The 17,447-nt window shown below is 66.1% G+C and carries 16 protein-coding genes; 10 read left to right on the top strand and 6 right to left on the bottom strand.

What is annotated here, in order from left to right:
- The first annotated feature begins 74 nt into the window (after positions 1-74).
- From KBI52_RS23140 to KBI52_RS23150, 3 genes are all read left to right on the top strand, one after another.
- On the top strand, positions 75-269 hold the full coding sequence (locus KBI52_RS23140; protein ID WP_173948223.1) for a hypothetical protein: 195 nt from the start codon (positions 75-77) through the stop codon (positions 267-269).
- A 179-nt stretch (positions 270-448) separates the two neighbouring features.
- Positions 449-814 carry a hypothetical protein gene (locus KBI52_RS23145; protein WP_173948222.1) on the top strand — a complete coding sequence of 122 codons (366 nt, stop codon included), beginning with the start codon at positions 449-451 and terminating at the stop codon, positions 812-814.
- Positions 815-884: 70 nt separating this feature from the next.
- Positions 885-2,153 carry a lytic murein transglycosylase gene (locus KBI52_RS23150; RefSeq protein WP_210811895.1) on the top strand — a complete coding sequence of 423 codons (1,269 nt, stop codon included), beginning with the start codon at positions 885-887 and terminating at the stop codon, positions 2,151-2,153.
- A 106-nt stretch (positions 2,154-2,259) separates the two neighbouring features.
- Here KBI52_RS23150 and KBI52_RS23155 read toward each other — a convergent pair whose 3' ends face one another.
- From KBI52_RS23155 to purM, 3 genes are all read right to left on the bottom strand, one after another.
- On the bottom strand, positions 2,260-2,670 hold the full coding sequence (locus KBI52_RS23155; protein WP_210811896.1) for a cupin domain-containing protein: 411 nt from the start codon (positions 2,668-2,670) through the stop codon (positions 2,260-2,262).
- A 96-nt stretch (positions 2,671-2,766) separates the two neighbouring features.
- Complete coding sequence (purN, locus tag KBI52_RS23160; RefSeq protein WP_173948219.1) at positions 2,767-3,417, bottom strand: phosphoribosylglycinamide formyltransferase; 651 nt, start codon at positions 3,415-3,417, stop codon at positions 2,767-2,769.
- Positions 3,417-4,487, bottom strand: coding sequence for a phosphoribosylformylglycinamidine cyclo-ligase (gene purM / locus KBI52_RS23165; protein WP_173948218.1), 1,071 nt, complete (start codon positions 4,485-4,487; stop codon positions 3,417-3,419). The genes purN and purM overlap by 1 nt, the downstream gene beginning before the upstream one ends.
- Positions 4,488-4,997: 510 nt before the next feature.
- Between purM and KBI52_RS23170 the strand changes: the two genes are divergently transcribed.
- The 7 genes from KBI52_RS23170 (at position 4,998) to KBI52_RS23200 (ending at position 12,554) form a co-directional block, all read left to right on the top strand.
- Positions 4,998-5,528, top strand: a complete 531-nt coding sequence (locus KBI52_RS23170) for a CDP-alcohol phosphatidyltransferase family protein (RefSeq protein WP_173948246.1) — start codon at positions 4,998-5,000, stop codon at positions 5,526-5,528.
- 29 nt (positions 5,529-5,557) lie between these two features.
- Complete coding sequence (locus KBI52_RS23175) at positions 5,558-6,673, top strand: AI-2E family transporter (RefSeq protein WP_210811897.1); 1,116 nt, start codon at positions 5,558-5,560, stop codon at positions 6,671-6,673.
- Positions 6,666-7,358, top strand: a complete 693-nt coding sequence (locus KBI52_RS23180; RefSeq protein WP_210811898.1) for a DnaA ATPase domain-containing protein — start codon at positions 6,666-6,668, stop codon at positions 7,356-7,358. The genes KBI52_RS23175 and KBI52_RS23180 overlap by 8 nt, the downstream gene beginning before the upstream one ends.
- Before the next feature lie 146 nt (positions 7,359-7,504).
- Entirely contained in the window at positions 7,505-9,673 is a 2,169-nt protein-coding gene (locus tag KBI52_RS23185) for an RNA degradosome polyphosphate kinase (protein WP_247654592.1), read from the top strand.
- Position 9,674: 1 nt separating this feature from the next.
- On the top strand, positions 9,675-11,195 hold the full coding sequence (gene ppx / locus KBI52_RS23190; RefSeq protein WP_210811900.1) for an exopolyphosphatase: 1,521 nt from the start codon (positions 9,675-9,677) through the stop codon (positions 11,193-11,195).
- A gap of 115 nt (positions 11,196-11,310) precedes the next feature.
- The gene (locus KBI52_RS23195) at positions 11,311-11,934 is read left to right on the top strand and encodes a 2OG-Fe(II) oxygenase (protein ID WP_173948213.1); all 624 of its coding nucleotides are present in this window, start codon (positions 11,311-11,313) and stop codon (positions 11,932-11,934) included.
- A gap of 35 nt (positions 11,935-11,969) precedes the next feature.
- On the top strand, positions 11,970-12,554 hold the full coding sequence (locus KBI52_RS23200) for an NUDIX hydrolase (RefSeq protein ID WP_247654587.1): 585 nt from the start codon (positions 11,970-11,972) through the stop codon (positions 12,552-12,554).
- Between the two features lie 4 nt (positions 12,555-12,558).
- Here KBI52_RS23200 and rnd read toward each other — a convergent pair whose 3' ends face one another.
- The 3 genes from rnd to KBI52_RS23215 form a co-directional block, all read right to left on the bottom strand.
- Positions 12,559-13,722, bottom strand: a complete 1,164-nt coding sequence (rnd, locus tag KBI52_RS23205; RefSeq protein WP_210811901.1) for a ribonuclease D — start codon at positions 13,720-13,722, stop codon at positions 12,559-12,561.
- A gap of 153 nt (positions 13,723-13,875) precedes the next feature.
- The gene (locus KBI52_RS23210; protein ID WP_210811902.1) at positions 13,876-16,056 is read right to left on the bottom strand and encodes a peptidase domain-containing ABC transporter; all 2,181 of its coding nucleotides are present in this window, start codon (positions 16,054-16,056) and stop codon (positions 13,876-13,878) included.
- The gene (locus tag KBI52_RS23215; protein WP_210811903.1) at positions 16,053-17,303 is read right to left on the bottom strand and encodes an HlyD family efflux transporter periplasmic adaptor subunit; all 1,251 of its coding nucleotides are present in this window, start codon (positions 17,301-17,303) and stop codon (positions 16,053-16,055) included. The genes KBI52_RS23210 and KBI52_RS23215 overlap by 4 nt, the downstream gene beginning before the upstream one ends.
- Positions 17,304-17,447: the final 144 nt, after the last annotated feature.

Consider the following 17,447-nt stretch of genomic DNA (forward strand, 5'->3'; position numbering starts at 1 on the left):
TCGCGCGCCTCGTGCGGGGCTCGCATGGGGCTCCTACCACTCCAGGCGATCATTCATTGTGTGAGGATTCGGGCATGACGGACGTAAAGGCGACTGATGATCGCTCACATCAGGACCTCGATGCCGGTTCAATCAGACACGAGGGCAGGACCGCTCCCTCATTGGCGGACGTCGCGGCACCGGTCGTTCTGACGATCGACGATCTCGCATTCGCGACCGGCGGTCTCCTGACCAGGAAAGTGAACGAGTACGAAGGGCAGCACCGCTGAGAACTGCCTGCGCCAACCTTGGAGAGACCAGGAGCGGCACCCCCCCGGTGCCGCTCTTTTCGTGGTCGCCCCCGGGCGCCGGTCAGACCTTCTTAAGCCTATCCGCAGCTGCCCCTTGATCCCGAACGGCCAAGCCTATTCTTAAAGCCGAACGTGATTTCGTCCCTGGGGAGCCATCCATGACCTCGATCCTTCGCGCGCTGCTCGTGACTGGCGCTGTTTCTGCCGGCGCGGCATCGGCCTTCGCGGCCGCCTCCAACACGCCGACGCAATACCAGGTCGATCCGGCGCTCAAGACCGAGAGCGTCGCTCAGCTGCGCGTCCGGGTAAGTCAGGCCTGCGCGATCACGCAGGGTCGCCTCCAGAGCGGCGTCAGCGAGGCGTCCCTTGGTCGTGGCTGCGACTGTTATGCGGGTCGCACCATGCGATCCCTGAGCGCCGATGAGCTCCAGGCCTACCGGGATACGGGCCTTTTCAACGACACGGCCCGCGAAAAGGCGCTCACCGCTCTCGACGCTTGCCGGCTGCCGCGCCCGCAGATGTAAGCGACTCCGAGGTGCACCGGACCGGGAGCCGGAGCTTTGCCGATACCGGCTCGTACGCTAGTGTCTGGCCATGCCTGCATCCGCCAACCTGTCCCGCGTCTCGGCCGTCGTTCTCGCGGCCTTGGTGGCGTACGCCGCTCTCGTGCTCGAGGGCTCGACGCTCCGGGCGCAGGATCTCCGCGCGACTACGGAAGGGCAGTTCCGAAGCTGGCTGGACGGGACGGTCTGGGCCGATGCGCAGAAGCAGGGTGTCACCCGGGAGACCTTCGAGCGCAACCTGTCGGCGATAGGGCTCGACTGGGCTCTCCCTGAACTTCTCCCGGCGGGTCGCCCGGTCCCGTCCGACGACCAGCGCCAGGCCGAGTTTCAGAGCCCTGGCCGCTATTTTCCCGAGGCCCAGCTCGCCTCCCTGGCCAAGGACGGCCGCGTACTCCTGCAGCGATGGGACTCCGCTCTCGACGACATCGAGCGCCGCTATGGCGTGCCACGGGAGATCGTGGTCGCGATCTGGGGCCGCGAGTCGCATTTCGGCCGCGTCCGGGCAAAGCACCAGGCCCTGCGGGTTCTGGCCACGCAGGCCTTCATGGGGCGCCGAAAGGCGCTGTATTATCCGGAGCTTCTCGCGGCCCTGGTGATCCTCGAGGGGGATCATTTTTCCGGCGAGACCCTGCTGTCGTCCTGGGCCGGGGCCTTGGGACAGCCGCAGCTTCTCCCCTCGAAATTCCTGCGCTATGCGGTCGACGCCGATGGCGACGGCCGCCGGGATGTCTGGGACTCGGTGCCGGACAGCCTGAGCTCGATCGCGAACTATCTGCGCGAGCATGGCTGGAAGCCGGGTACCGGCTGGGGCTTCGAGGTGAAGCTGCCGCAGGCGGTCTCCTGCACGCTGGAGGGGCCGCGGCAGGGCAGGCCGATGGGGGATTGGCTCAGGCTCGGACTCACGCCCGCCCTCGGTGCCCCGCCCCCTTGGGGCCACGACACAGCGGCTTTCCTGGTCATGCCCGCCGGCCGCCTCGGACCGTCCTTCCTGGTGTCCGAGAATTTCTACGTTCTCAAGCAGTACAACGAGTCCGATCTCTATGCGCTTTTCATCGGACATCTGGCAGACCGCATGGGCGGCGCCTCGGCGTTCGCCGGACGGTGGCGGCCGATCGATTCCCTACGGCGCGGCGACATTCAGACGATGCAGGAGCGACTGAAGGGCCAGGGCTATGATGTCGGCAAGGTCGACGGCCTGATCGGCTTTGCCACCCGCACGGCGATCGGCCAGTGGCAGATCAAGGATCGCCGCGACGAGACCTGCTTTCCCGATGCGGCCCTCGTCCAAGCCCTTCGCTAGCGCATCGTGTGGACGCAGGCGAAACTGCCTACGAGACCAGGATGCAGAAAGACCGAGGCGAATTCGGCCTTTCCTTTCGAGGATGCGAGAGGCATTCAAATCGCCATCATCCGGGCAGAAGGTCGATCACCCGCATGATGGCAACCGTGCTCCCGGTATTCTTGCTGCGCTCCGGCATGCCCTTGGCGCAGGACCACACGTCGCCCTTCCTGTAGCGAGCGTCGCCGGAACCGGTGTCTACGGTCAGTTCGCCTTCCAGCATGTGGCAGACCATGTCGTTGGCCATGCTCGACCCGCTGGTGCTCGCGCCGGGCTGATAGATGCTGTCGCGCATCGATACCGTCTTGTAGTTCGGAATCATCGTGTCACGCTTCGAGTAGTCCACGCGACGGACACCCGGGGCGATTTCCCGGCCTTCCGATGCTCCGGGGGTCTGGGCGGAAGCAGTTGCAGTCGGAAGGGCAACAGACGCTAAGGCAATATTGAGCAAGGTCTGGCGACGGTTGAGCTGTCTCATGGCGTTCTCCCGTCAAAAAGAAGCCACCCCAGCACCTGGGATTCCACGCCCGTTCAGAGCGCGTGTCAATGGATGTTTATGGAACCGTCGGTCGTTTCACGACCCGGGCGAATGCAGCGAACCGCTCGCGTCCCATGGGCGTGAAAACACCACCCGCCCGGTCTCCAGCCGCGCCGTCCCGTCGCAGATCATGCGCAGGGCCTGTGGATAGAGCCGGTGCTCCTGCACGATCACCCGGGTCGCGAGGCTCTCCTCGGTATCGCCTGGAACGACGGGCACCGCCGCCTGGGCGATGATCGGGCCGGCGTCGAGCTCCGGCACCACGAAATGCACCGTGCAGCCATGCACCAGCACGCCATCCGCGAGGGCCCGGCGATGGGTGTGGGTGCCGCGATAAAGGGGCAGCAGGGACGGGTGGATGTTGATCATCCGGCCGGCCCAGCGCTCCACGAACCAGTCAGTCAGGACCCGCATGAACCCGGCGAGGCATATGAAGGCGATGCCGCGCGAGGCAAGCGCCGCATCCATCGCGTGCTCGAAATCCTCGCGGGTGGGATGGGCCTTGTGGTCGATCACGCAGGTGGCGATCCCGGCCTCCCGGGCCCGATCCAACCCGGCCGCGTCCGGGCGGTTCGACACCACGAGGGCGATCTCGGCAGGAAAAGCCCCGGCTCGGGCGGCCTCGATCAGCGAGACCATGTTCGAGCCGCGGCCCGAGATCAGGATGGCGACGCGGCGGCGGGTCATCAGATCGCCAGGTGCCCCGCGGTCTGGACGCGCTCGCCACCGGCATGCGCTACGGTCTCGCCGATGCGGACCGGAGCCTCGCCCGCCTGGCGCAGCCGCTCCGTCACGGCCTCCGCTTGGTCGGCTGCGGCCACGACGATCATGCCGATGCCGCAGTTGAAGGTGCGCAGCATCTCGGCCTCGGCCACGCCGCCGGCCTTGGCGAGCCAGCCGAACACGGGCGGGACGGCAATCGCACCGAGGTCGAGGCGCACGCCGACGCCGTCCGGCAGGACGCGCGGGATGTTGTCCGGGAAACCGCCGCCGGTGATGTGGCAGAGGGCGTTGATGCCGTGGCCGGTCTTCAGGACCTCCAGCAGGGCCTTCACGTAGATCCGGGTCGGCTCCAGCAGGGCCTGGGCGAGGCTCTTGCCCTGCGCGAAGGGGGCGGGTGCATCCCAGGCGAGGCCGGACTGCTCGACGATCCGGCGCACGAGGGAGAAGCCGTTGGAATGGACGCCGGAGGAGGGCAGTCCGATGAGCACGTCGCCGACGACCACATCCTTGGGCAGCAGCGTGCCGCGCTCGGCGGCGCCGACCGCGAAGCCCGCGAGGTCGTAATCGCCCTTCGCATAGAGCCCGGGCATCTCGGCCGTCTCGCCTCCGATCAGCGCGCAGCCCGCCTGGAGGCAACCCTCGGCGATGCCCCTGACGATATGGACGCCGACCTCGGGAGAGAGCTTGCCGGTGGCGAAATAGTCGAGGAAGAACAGGGGCTCGGCACCCTGCACGATGATGTCGTTCACGCACATGGCCACGAGGTCGATGCCGATCGTGTCGTGAATGCCCGTGTCGATGGCGATCTTGACCTTGGTGCCGACCCCGTCATTGGCCGCCACCAGGATCGGATCCTTGAAGCCGGCGGCCTTGAGATCGAAGAGCCCGCCGAAGCCGCCGATCTCCGCGTCCGCGCCCGGCCGGCGCGTCGAGCGGACCAGGGGCTTGATCTGGTCGACCATGGCATTGCCCGCGTCGATGTCGACGCCCGCTTGGGCATAGGTCAGGCCGTTGGTCTGCTTCTCGGTCGTCATGGCTCACCCCGTGTTGGCTCGGGCAGTAAGGCGAGAGGGACCGGGAGGCAAGGGGATTTGAGCAACCGTGAGGGATTAGGCGGGTGCGATCACCGGGACAAGCCCAGTGATCCCGCTGCGGTGAGGCGGAGAGCCTGTCCGGATTGGAATGGCGGGCCCTGACACCCTCCTCGTCATCACCGGCCTCGTGCCGGTGATCCCGATCGGAAGAGCGCCGCGCCTCACCGCAGCGGGATGGCCGGGACAAGCCCGGCCATGACGTCGAGGGTGTTGGGACGGGCGAAGGGTGGCGAGGAAGGGCGGAGGGTGACGGGAGTGCCTGCGGGCCCGGTTGTGCGAGGCCGCCCGTCTAGATCTCACACCTTCACCCTGCTCAGGATGAGGGGTGTCGCGTGAAGGGGACATGGGCGCTCGGGAGAAGCCCCGTCTTGACCGGGAGAGGCACGTATTATCCCCATCCTCTGGGACCGGAGATTGAACTCCGCGCCTCGACCGGCCATCATCGGCCCGATGACCATTCCGAACATCATCACCATCGGCCGCCTGATCATCGTGCCCATCGTGATCGTCATGATCATGCAGCACCGGTGGAGCACGGCCTTCGTGCTCTTCGTCGTGGCCGGGGTCTCTGACGGCATCGACGGGTTCATCGCCCGGCATTTCAACCAGAAGAGCGAGTTCGGCGCCTATATCGACCCCATCGCCGATAAGGCGCTGCTGGTCTCGATCTACGTGACGCTCGCCATCGTGGGGGCGATCCCGAGCTGGCTTGCCATCGTGGTGGTGTCGCGGGACGTGATGATCGTGGCGGCGATCCTCCTGTCCTGGATCATGAGCCGTCCGGTGGAGATCAAGCCGCTCCTCGTGAGCAAGCTGAACACCGCCGCGCAGATCGCCTTTGCCGCCTATGCACTGGCTGCCAATGCCTTCGGGGTGGATCTCGCGGGGCTGGATGAGCTTGCCATGGTGCTGGTCGCCACCTTGACCATAGCGTCTGCCGGTGCCTATCTCGGAGGCTGGCTGCGGCACATGACCACCTGAAGGCCAGAATTGACAGGTATGGAGTACGGATGACGGTCCAACGGCAGATCGGGTTCTGGATTGCGGCACTGGTCGTCGCGGTTCTGCTGCTGTTCGTGCTGCGCGGCATCCTGCTGCCCTTCGTGGCGGGCTTCGCGCTGGCCTATCTGCTCGATCCTCTGGCCGACCGGCTGCAGAAGGTCGGCATCGGCCGCCTGGGCGCGAGCCTGCTGATCCTGGTCCTGTTCGTCCTCGTCTTCATCGTCGCCCTGATGATCCTGGTTCCCTTCGCGGCCCAGCAGGTGGGAGCCTTCGTGGAGCGGCTGCCGGGCTACGTGGCGCGGCTTCAGGAGCTCGGAGCCGAGCAGCTCGGGCCGCTGATCCGCAAGCTCGGGATCGAGGACGCCCTGCCGGCGACCCCGCCCTCCGTGGGCAACCTCATCAGCCAGGGCATCGCCTGGGTGACGGCTTTCCTTCAGGGGCTGTGGTCCGGAGGGCAGGCCTTGATCGGCATCTTCTCCCTGCTGGTGGTGACCCCGGTCGTCGCCTTCTACATGCTCGTCGACTGGGACCGCATGGTGCGGACGGTCGATTCCTGGATGCCGATGAAGCACCGGGAGACGATCCGGTCCATCGCCCGCGACATCGACCGGGCGATCGCAGGCTTCGTCCGTGGCCAGGCCATGGTCTGCTTCATCCTGGGCACCTTCTATGCGGTGAGCCTGGCGCTGATCGGGCTCAATTTCGGCGCCCTGATCGGCATGACGGCGGGAGTCCTGAGCTTCATCCCCTATGTGGGCTCGCTCACCGGGCTCATCCTGTCGGTCGGCGTCGCCATCGTCCAGTTCTGGCCGGACTGGACCATGATCGCCGCGACGCTCGGCATCTTCATCTTCGGCCAGTTCGTCGAAGGCAACATCCTGTCCCCGAAGCTGGTGGGCGATTCCGTCGGGCTGCATCCGGTCTGGCTCATGTTCGCCCTGGTGGCCTTCGGCGCGCTCTTCGGCTTCGTCGGCCTGCTGCTCGCGGTCCCGCTCGCGGCCGCCGTGGGGGTCGTCGCGCGGTTCGCCCTGCGCCAGTACCTGGCAAGCCCCCTTTATCGCGGCGCCGAGCCGGCGATCCTGAAACCGAAGGTCGAGCCGGAGAAGGTCGACATCGATGCGTGAGACGCCCAAGCAGCTCGCCTTCGATCTTCCGCTCGATCCGCGGTTCGGCGCCGAGGATTTCCTCGTCAGCCCGTCGAACGAGCAGGCCTACGGCCTCATCGAGAGCTGGCCCGCCTGGCCGGACACGATCCTGCTCCTCGTCGGTCCTCGCGGCAGCGGCAAGAGCCATCTCGCGTCGATCTGGGCCACGAATGCCCGCGCCTGGACCATCGACGCCTCGGGGATCACCCAGGACAAGGTTCCGCATCTGGTCTCGAACGGCGCGCTCGCCATCGAGGACATGGACCGCGGCGAACGGGACGAGGCGGCTCTGTTCCATCTCCTGAACCTGGCGCGCGAGAAGAAGGCATCGCTGCTGATCACCTGCGAGACGCCGCCCGACCGCTGGTCGTTGCGAACGCCGGACCTCCTGTCGCGCCTGCGCCTCGCGCCGAGCGTATCGCTGGAAGCGCCGGACGATGCGCTCCTGAAAGCCGTTCTTGTGAAGCTCTTCGTCGACAGGCAACTCGTGGTCGACACCTCCGTTGTCGACTATATTGCTCTGCGGATCGAACGGTCTTTGGCGAAGGCTTCCGAGCTGGTGGCGCTCCTCGACCGGGAGGCCCTGAGCCGGGGCCGGCGGGTGTCACGGGCGATCGCCGCAGAGATCCTTGGTGCCGCACAGGAAATGGATGAGAGCGAGTGAAGCCTGACATCAACGCCGCGTTGTCGAACCGTCGTGAAACCGTCACGAAGCCCAGAGCAAAACGGTCGCCGAAAAAGGATACGGCGGAGATCGAAGTGCGCAGCGCGATTGCCCTGAAAGAGGTGGAGACCGTCAGCGAGGCGCCGCTGCCCAAGGCGCCGCCGGACATCGAGCTCGACGGGGCGGTGCTGCGGAAGTTCCCGCAGCGCTTCATCAACCGGGAGCTGTCCTGGCTGCAGTTCAACCGGCGGGTGTTCGAGGAGGCGTCGAACCGCAACCATCCGCTCCTCGAGCAGCTGCGCTTCCTGTCGATCTCGGCCGACAACCTCGACGAGTTCTTCATGGTCCGCGTCGCCGGCCTGATCGGCCAGGTGCGCTCGGGCGTGGCCACCACGTCGCAGGACGGGCTCACGCCGCAGGAACAGCTCGCCAAGATCTCGGTCGCCGTGTCGAACCTCGCGTCGGACCAGCAGCGGCGCTGGCGCGAGTTGCGGGACGCTCTTCTCGAGGAGGGCATCGTTCTGACCGAGGGCGCCGGCCTGACCAAGGCGGAGGCCTCCTGGCTCGAGGATTACTTCCTCAACCACGTCTTCCCGGTCCTGACGCCGCTCGCCATCGATCCGGCGCATCCGTTCCCGTTCATCCCGAATCTCGGCTCCTCCATCGCCCTGAAGCTCGTGCGCCAGAGCGACGGCAAGGTGCTGAACGCGCTGATCCGCCTTCCGTCGCGGGCCGAGCGCTTCATCCGCCTGCCGGACTTCGCCGAGACCGGCGCCACCCGCTTCATCGCGCTCGAGCAGATGATCGTGCTCTACACGAGCCGCCTGTTCCCCGGTTACGATGTGCAGGGGCAGGGCGCCTTCCGGGTCATCCGCGATTCCGACATCGAGGTGGAGGAGGAGGCCGAAGATCTGGTGCGCCTGTTCGAAACGGCCCTCAAGCAGCGCCGCCGCGGCAGCGTGATCCGCCTGGAGGTCGAGGCGGCCATGCCGGAGGACCTGCGTCTCTTCGTGGCCGAGGAGCTGGAAGTGTCGAGCGACGAGGTCTTCGTGGTCGAGGGCATGATGGGCCTGCGGGACCTGTCGCAGCTTGTCGCCCTGGAACGTCCGGACCTGAAGTTCAAGCCCTACAACCCGCGCTTCCCCGAGCGCATCCGCGAGCACAGCGGCGACTGCTTCGCGGCGATCCGTGAGAAGGACATCATCGTCCACCACCCCTACGAATCCTTCGACGCGGTGGTGCAGTTCCTGCGCCAGGCCGCGCGCGATCCCAACGTGGTGGCGATCAAGCAGACCCTGTACCGCACCTCGTCCGATTCCCCGATCGTGGCGGCCCTCGCCGAGGCGGCCGAGGCCGGCAAGTCCGTGACCGCCCTCGTGGAGCTCAAGGCGCGCTTCGACGAGGAGGCCAACATCCGCTGGGCCCGCGACCTCGAGCGCGCCGGCGCCCAGGTGGTGTTCGGCTTCATCGAGCTGAAGACCCACGCGAAGCTGTCGATGGTCGTCCGCCGCGAGGGCAGCCAGCTCATCACGTATTGTCACGTGGGGACGGGCAACTACCACCCGATCACCGCGCGCATCTACACCGACCTGTCCTATTTCACCGCCGATCCGGTGATCGGCCGGGACGTGTCGCGCATCTTCAACTTCGTGACCGGATACGCGGAGCCGGCCGAGCTGGAGCGCATGGCGGTCTCGCCGCTGAACCTCAAGAAGCGCCTGCTCGAGCATATCGCCGAGGAGGTGGAGCATGCCAGGGCAGGGCGACCCGGAGCGATCTGGGGCAAGTGCAACTCCATGACCGACCCCGAGATCATCGACGCCCTCTACGACGCGAGCGCGGCGGGCGTGCAGGTCGATCTCATCGTGCGCGGCATCTGCTGCCTCCGGCCCGGCATCAAGGGCCTATCGGAGAACATCCGGGTCAAATCCATCGTCGGACGCTTCCTGGAGCACACCCGCATCTATTCCTTCGGCAACGGGCAGGCTCTGCCCAACCCCAAGGCGCATGTCTACATCTCGTCGGCGGATCTCATGTCGCGCAACCTCGACCGCCGCGTCGAGGCCTTGATGCCGATCCTCAACCCGACCGTGCACCAGCAGGTGCTCGACCAGATCATGCTCGCCAACCTCCTCGACAACGAGCAGAGCTGGACGGTGCTTCCCGACGGCTCGAGCCAGCGCGTGGTGCCGGCCAAGGGCGAGGAACCATTCAACGCTCACAAGTATTTCATGACAAATCCGAGTCTGTCGGGCCGTGGCAAATCCCTCAAGACCTCCAGTCCCAAAGCGCTCGCCAAGCGCGGGCAGCGCTGACATGCAGGCCGTAAGCCAGGAGGCTCAGGGACGGCTCAAGATCGGCCGTCCCTGTGCCATCATCGACATCGGGTCGAACTCGGTGCGCCTCGTGGCCTATGAGGGCCTCTCCCGGGCCGTGACGCCGATCTACAACGAGAAGGTCCTCTGCGGCCTCGGGCGTCACGTGGCGACCACCGGCCGCCTGGACGACGAGGCCGTCGACCGGGCCCTGCGGGCGCTCGCCCGGTTCCGGGTCCTCTGCGACACGATGCAGGTATCCGAGGTCTTCGTTCTGGCCACGGCGGCGGCGCGCGACGCCTCCAACGGTCCCGCCTTCCTGGAGGCGGCGGCCCGAGCCTGCGGCCGGCCGATCAGCCTCCTGTCCGGCGCGGAAGAGGCCCGGGCCTCGGCGCTCGGCGTCATCGCGGGCTTCCACGAGCCCGACGGCATCGTCGGCGACATGGGCGGCGGCAGCCTTGAGCTGGTGGAGGTCCAGGGCTCGCAGGTTGGGCAGGGCGTGACGATGCGGCTGGGCGGCCTGGCCCTGCAGGACCTCAGCGGCGGCTCGCTGAAGCGGGCCCAGAGGATCGTCCGCGAGACCCTGGAGAGGGCTCCCGAATACCTGGAGAACCTGCATGGCCGCACCTTCTACGCGGTCGGCGGCACCTGGCGCGCCCTGGCGCGGCTGCATCAGGCGGCGCGGGACTACCCGCTGCACGTGATGCACGGCTATCTCATCGACCCCGATGACGGGCTCGACTTCCTGCATCTCGTCGAGGAGGCCGACGCCAAGACGCTCAAGGATATCGAGAGCGTCTCGGAAGCCCGTCGGCCGCTGCTCGCCTACGGGGCGATCCTGCTGGAGGAGATCATCCGGCTCGGCCAGCCGGTCGAAGTGGCCATTTCGGCCTTCGGCGTGCGCGAGGGCGTGCTGTTCGACCGGCTCGATCCCGAGACGCGCGAGCGCGATCCGCTGCTCGCCGCCGCCAGCGACCTCAACCTCCTGCGCTCCCGCTCGCCCCGCCATGGGGTGGAGCTGTGCCAATGGACCGAAGCCTTCATCCGGAGCCTCGGCCTGCCCGAAACGGAGTACGACACCCGGCTCCGGCGGGCCGCCTGCCTTCTGGCCGACATCGGATGGCGCGCCCACCCGGACTACCGGGGCGAGCAGAGCCTCAACCTGATCGCCTACGGGGCCTTCGCCGGGCTCGACCATCCGGGCCGCGCCTATCTCGCCCTGTCGATCTTCTTCCGGCACGAGGGCCTCTCGCCCGACAAGGTGAGCTCGCGCATCAAGGCGCTGGCCGGTCCGCGCCTCCTGGAGCGCGCCCGGCTGCTCGCCGCCCTGATGCGGGTCGCCTATCCGGTCTCGGTGGCCATGGAGGGCGTGCTGCCCGAGGCGCCTCTCATGGCCCGCGGCAGCCAGATCGTGCTGCGTCTGCCGGCCCATCTCGAGCCGCTCGCCAACGAGCGCCTGTCGGGCCGCCTGCGGGGGCTGGGCAAGCTCCTCAACATGGATCCGGTGATCGAAATCATGTGAGGCGGGGCGGGCCGGCGCGTGCGTCGCTGTATCCCATCGCCAAGATGGGTTTACAGTGCCATTCGCTGCGCTACTGTCCAACCCGCAAGAGAACACGCACCAAGGGGAAATGACCATGGAACTGGTCGACCTGACAGCTGTCCGCAACGCCGACCGCTCGAACGAGCCTTATGATTATCTTCTCGCATCCGGCGTTCTGAAGCAGGACAAGATCGACGAGCTGCGGCGGGACTTTCCCGCCATCGACAAGCCCGGCTATCTGACCGTGGACGAGGTCAAGCTCCAGGGGCGCTTCAAGCAGCTCATCGACGAGCTGGAGGGTCCGGAGCTGACCGAGGAGCTGTCGAAGAAGTTCGGCATCGACCTGCACCCCTATCCGCGTCTGACCACCATCATGAAAAAGTCGCAGCCGAAATACGGCGCCATCCACACGGACGGCCCGTCCAAGGTCATGACCATGCTGATCTACATGAACGACGAGTGGCAGCAGGACGAGGGCGGGCGCCTGCGCGTGCTCTACGACGAGAAGAACTACGACCGCTACAAGCTCGAAGTGCCGCCCGTCATGGGCACCATGTTCGCCTTCCTGCGGGCCGACAATTCCTGGCACGGCCATCTGCCCTTCGCGGGCGAGCGCCGCGTGGTCCAGATCGCCTGGGTAAAGAGCCAGGCCGACGTGGACCGCAAGAAGAAGCACAACAAGCTGGCCCAGGTCTTCAAGGGCATCTTCGGGCGGTGAGCCTCCCGCACAGCGTGACGTCTGGTGTATAAGCGATGGCCGGGTTCAGCCCGGCCATTGTCATGTGGGGGGCAGCCATGGCGCCGGACATCAGAACCGTTGCCACGCGCATCGTCTACGAGAACCGCTGGATGCGCGTGCGGGAAGACGCCATCGTCCGGCAGGACGGCTCGCCCGGCATCTACGGCGTCGTCGAAAAGACGGACTTCGCCGTTATCGCGCCCATCTCGAACGGCGCGATCCACCTGGTGGAGCAGTACCGCTATCCCGTTCAGGGCCGCTATTGGGAGCTGCCGCAGGGTTCATGGGAGGATGCGCCCGGCATCGACCCGCTGGAACTCGCCCGCGCCGAATTGCGAGAGGAGACGGGGCTGACGGCGGAGACCATGCTGCACGTGGGACATCTGTTCGAGTGCTACGGCCACTCGAACCAGGGCTTCCACATCTACCTCGCGCAAGGCCTTCGTCAGGGCGAAACCCGTCGTGAGCACACCGAGCAGGACATGGTGAGCCGCGCGTTCCCGGTCGACGAGGTGCTCGCGATGATCTCCAGCGGCGTCATCAAGGATGCCGCCACGGTGGCGACCCTGGGGCTGCTGCGATTGAAAGGGCTGCTCTGACCGATCAGTCCTGGGCGGCGATCGTCCTCAGCCTCACCCGCCCGCGCTCCAGCACCAGCCCGAGCTCTCCGTTCTTCAAGGCAATGGCCTTGTCGCCGAACAGCCTGCGCCGCCAGCCGTGCAGGCTGGGGACGTCGGCGCTGTCGCTGTCCGCGATGGCTTCCAGCTCCTCGACCGTGGCGATGATCTTGGGCGCCACGCCCTCCTGCTCGGCCACGGCCTTGAGCAGGACCTTCAGCAGGTCGACCACGGAGCCGGTATTCGCGCGGCCGCGGCTGCGCTCGGGCATGGGGATCGTCGCGGGATCGCGGGCGAGCGCCCGCTCGACCGCTTCCAGGATCTCGCCGCCGGTCCGGGAGCGCTCGAAGCCGTTCGGAATCGTGCGCAGACGCCCCAGGGCTTCCACGCTGCGCGGCGCCGAGGTGGCGATGTCGATCACCGCGTCATCCTTGAGGATGCGCCCGCGGGGCACGTCCCGCGCCTGCGCTTCGCGCTCCCGCCAGGCCGAGACCTCCATGAGCACGGCGATCTCGCGCGGCTTGCGCAGCCGGCCGGCGAGGCGCCGCCAGGCATTGGCCGGATCGGCCTGATAGGTCTCCGGCGAGGTGAGGATCGCCATCTCCTCGGCCAGCCATTCGAGGCGGCCGTTCTTCTGCAGCTGGTCCAGCAGCGCCTCGTAGACCTTCACCAGATGGGTGACGTCGGACAGGGCATAGGTGAGCTGCGCGTCCGTGAGGGGACGGCGTGACCAGTCGGTGAAGCGGGAGGACTTGTCGATCTTGGCCTTGGCGAGATCGTTGGTGAGCTGCTCGTAGGAGACCGAGTCCCCGTATCCGCACACCATGGCGGCGACCTGGGTGTCGAAGAGGGGCTCGGGCACGATGCCGCCGAGATTCCAGACGATCTCGAGATCCTGCCGGGCCGAGTGGAAGACCTTCACCACGTTCCTGTCGGCCATCAGCGCCATGAAGGGCTCCAGGCTGATGCCCTCGGCCAGCGGATCGATAAGACAGGCTTCCGCAGGGTCCGGGCCCGCCATCTGGATCAGGCAGAGCTTGGGATAATAGGTGGTCTCGCGCAGGAACTCCGTATCGACGGTCACGAACGGATGCTGGCTGAGGCGGTTGCAGACGGCCGCCAGGGCGTCGGTGGAGGTGATCAGGTCCATGAAGCGTACATAACCCATCGGGCCGGGGCCCGCGAGTCCGCCGTGGACCGATAGGCCTATTGTCGGAGGATAAGGTAAAACTGCCCTCCGGGCGAAGTATATGGCGATACGTTACTCAGTTCTGAATTCATGAGGGGCCGTCGCCGCGCCCCGTCATGCACGGCCGAGCCCGGCCACGCCGCCCAGGGGCTGCCGGGCCGCTTCGGCAAAGGCCAAGGCATCGGTGTCCATGGGCGGCGAGACGCGGCCCTCGCGAAGCACCACGATCCGGTCCGCCGCGCGGATCGTCTCAGGCCGATGGGCGATGACGATGCGGGTGATCGCGAGACCGGCCAGAGCCCGGTTGACCTCCTGCTCCTTGTCGAGGTCGAGATGCGAGGTGCCCTCGTCCATGAAGAGCACGCGAGGGCCGCGATACAGCGCCCGTGCCAGAAGCACCCGCTGACGCTGGCCGCCCGACAGGACGGTGCCCATGTCGCCGACAAGCGTATTATAGTTCATGGGCATGGCCATGATCTCCTGGTCGATCCCGGCGTGTGTCGCGCATTCACGCATCCGGTCGAGATCGATCCGCGCATCAAAGAACGCGATGTTCTCGGCGATGCTGCCCGACAGAAGCTGGTCGTCTTGCATCACCACGCCGATCTGGGACCGAAAAGCCTGGACGCCGAAATCCTCCAGGGGAGTGCCGTCGATCAGCACGCGCCCCTGCGTCGGCCTGAACAGCCCGAGCATGATCTTGAGCAGCGTCGTCTTGCCGCCGCCCGACGGCCCGGTGATCGCGACGAACTCGCCCGGTTCGACCGCCAGGGTCGCGCCCGACAGAACCTCCGGCTCGGTGTCGGCGTAGCGGAAGGCCACGTCGCGCAACTCAATTCCACCCTGGACGCTCCTCTCCACCAGGCCTCCGCGGCCATGATGGTCCGCGTCTTTCCGGGTAAGCGCGATGTCGGACAGGCGCGCGACGTACAGATCGAGCATCCGGTACTGAAGGGCGGTCTCGATCAGGTTGGTGATCTTGTCGAGGAATTGCTCCTTGTACGAGATGAACGCGTAGAGCATCCCGACGCTCATGTCTCCCGCCATGACGGCGCGGGCGCCCAGGTAGACGACGAGCACGTTCTCAAGTCCATAGAGCAGCTGATGCGCAGAGCTGAACCCGATCGTGACCCGCGTCTGCCGGATACCCTTGTTGATGCTGTCGGCATGGCGGTTCTGCCAGAGCGCCTCCCGGTCGGCTTCGCGGCCGAAGATCTTGATGCTCTGAATGCCCCGGATGGTCTCGATGAAAATCGAGCTCTCCTTCGCGCCCGCCTCGATTGCTTCCTCCTGCAGGCGGCGCACGAAATGATACGAGGTCAGTCTCAGCAAGGCATAGAGAACGAGAACTCCGAAAACGACGAGCGAAAGGGCAGGGCTGTAGACCAGGATCATGATCAGCGTCAGAACGCCCATGATGCCGTCGACGATCGCGCCGATCAGCCCCTGCGAGAACAGATTCTGGATCGGCACGGTTGCTCCGAAGCGCGACACGACATCTCCGATATGCCGTTTCTCGAACCACTCGAGCGGAAGCCGCACGAGATGGTTGAAGAGGTTAGCGCTCATCTGGAAGTTCAGCGCGTTGCCGAGAAACATGAGCACCTGCGATCGCAGCCAGGATGCCCCGACATTGATCAGGAGCAGCAGCGTGAAGCCCAAGGCGAGAGCCGTCAGAAGTCCGCTGTCGCCCTTCAGGATCGCGTCGTCGACGACGAGTTGCATATAGAACGGGCCGGCGAGCGCAAGGATCTGCAGGATCGCGGAAAGCAGCAGCGCTTGCCCGAGGGCACGACCCAAGCCATCGAGGCGCCCCCAGAACGAAGAGAGCGGGATTTTGGTGACATCCTTTCGTTTCTCGAAGCTCTCCGTCGGGCTCAAATCAAGGGCGATGCCGGTAAAATGCCGTCCTGCCTCGCTCAAGCTGTATGAGCGAAGGCCCGAAGCCGGGTCATGAACCACGATCCGCCGGCTTGTCGCCTCCTTCAGGACCACGAAGTGATTCATGTCCCAATGAAGGATGCAGGGGGTTTTGATCTTCTTGAGCTGCTCCGGCTCCAGCCGGAGTCCTCGTCCCGTCATACCGACCCGTTGAGCCAGCGTAAGGACATCCCGTAGCGTGGTGCCTTTCAGGGAGACCAAGAACCTGGCCCGCAGGCTCACCAGATCGGTCTCATGTCCGTGATAGGACGCGATCATCGCGAGGCAGGCAAGGCCGCATTCTGCCGCCTCGGTCTGGAGAAGGACCGGTAGTCGCGGGCCATTCAGGAAATCGATCTTGTCGAGCAGGGTCACATGCGTCCCCGGAGGCTCAGGACGGGCTCGAGAAGCCAGGCCAGCAGCGAACGTTCCTCCAGAACGATGTCGGCCTGCAGCGCCATGTCCGGCTGCAGGGGCACCGCTCGTCCAAAGGCCTGGATACCCTGCTGCCTCAGCCGGACGGCCACACGGTATGTCGGCTCCTTCGGAGTCACGGCACCGAAAATCTCGCTTGGAGCGAGGACCGCCTGCGAGACGGTTTCGATGGACCCGTCCAGAGTGCCGAAGCGCTGATAGGGAAAAGCATCGATCATGAGGCGGACCTGCTGGCCCGGTTGCACGAAGCCGATCGCGCGGCTCGGAACGAAGAGTTCCGCTTTGAGCTCTGCGCCTTCGGGCACGATGGTGAGGACGGGGCGGCTCGCATCCACGAGTTGCCCGGGAGTGATCTGGAGGGCCGTGACGCGCCCGGCGACGGGGGCCCTGATCACCTGACTGCCGCGAGACTCGATTTCGGTGCGCTCGCGCTCGCGATCGGCGAGAGTCAGACCGAGTTGCGAGACACGATCGTTTTGCTGCACCGGCAATTGCTCGCGCTGGAGTTGTGCCTGCTCCAGGTCCCTGTCGATTGCGGCGAGCTGGCGGTCGAGATCGGCCAGGCTCTGGCGGCTGGAAAGGTGGACGGCTTCTTGCTCTTGAAGCGCGACCTTCGTGCCGCTGCCCTTTTGGAAAAGTTCGGCGAGGGTCTGCCGCCGCTCCGAGGCTGCCTGCACCAGTTGGGCCTGCAAATCGCGCTGGGCGAGCACGGCCAGCCGTTGTGCCTTCACGCTCTGGATGCCAGCCTCGAGCCGAACGATCTCGTTCGCAACGCGGGCCGGATCCGAAGCGATCTGCTCCTTGAGCAATCGAATTTGCGCGTCGAGAGACGCGATCAGGGCTGCCGAGACGGTGCCGCCACCCTCTAGGCCCTGCTGAGCATCAATCGTGAAGAGCGCCTGTCCTGGGGCGATGCGATCGCCGTCGCGCACCCTGAGGGCGGTGATGACGCCGACTCGCCTTGCCGAGACGCGAACAAGCCCGGCCGTGGAGATCAGTGCCCCGGTGGCCGTCTCCTTTCGCGCATAGCCGGCCGTGACGACGAAGGCAGCCGCTGCGCCCGTCGTGAGAGCCAGAAAGGTACAGAGGATCCGCCACGAGACAGGAGCAGCCGGCATCGAGGCTGCCGTATGCTCGCTGCTCGCGAAAACCTGCGGGCGAAAGAACTGATCCTTCAATGCCGTCATTCCGTTTCAAAACGAAATAAAGTTTCACAACGATGACGGCTTTGCAAGAGATCTCGCTTCATGATGGACCCGATTCATCTCACCGGAAATCCGAAGCCGCCGCCCCCGCCACCAAAGCCAAAGAAGCCCGGCGCATTCCCTTGC

It is taken from the genome of Microvirga sp. HBU67558, from assembly GCF_018069605.1.
Lineage (GTDB): Bacteria > Pseudomonadota > Alphaproteobacteria > Rhizobiales > Beijerinckiaceae > Microvirga > Microvirga terrae.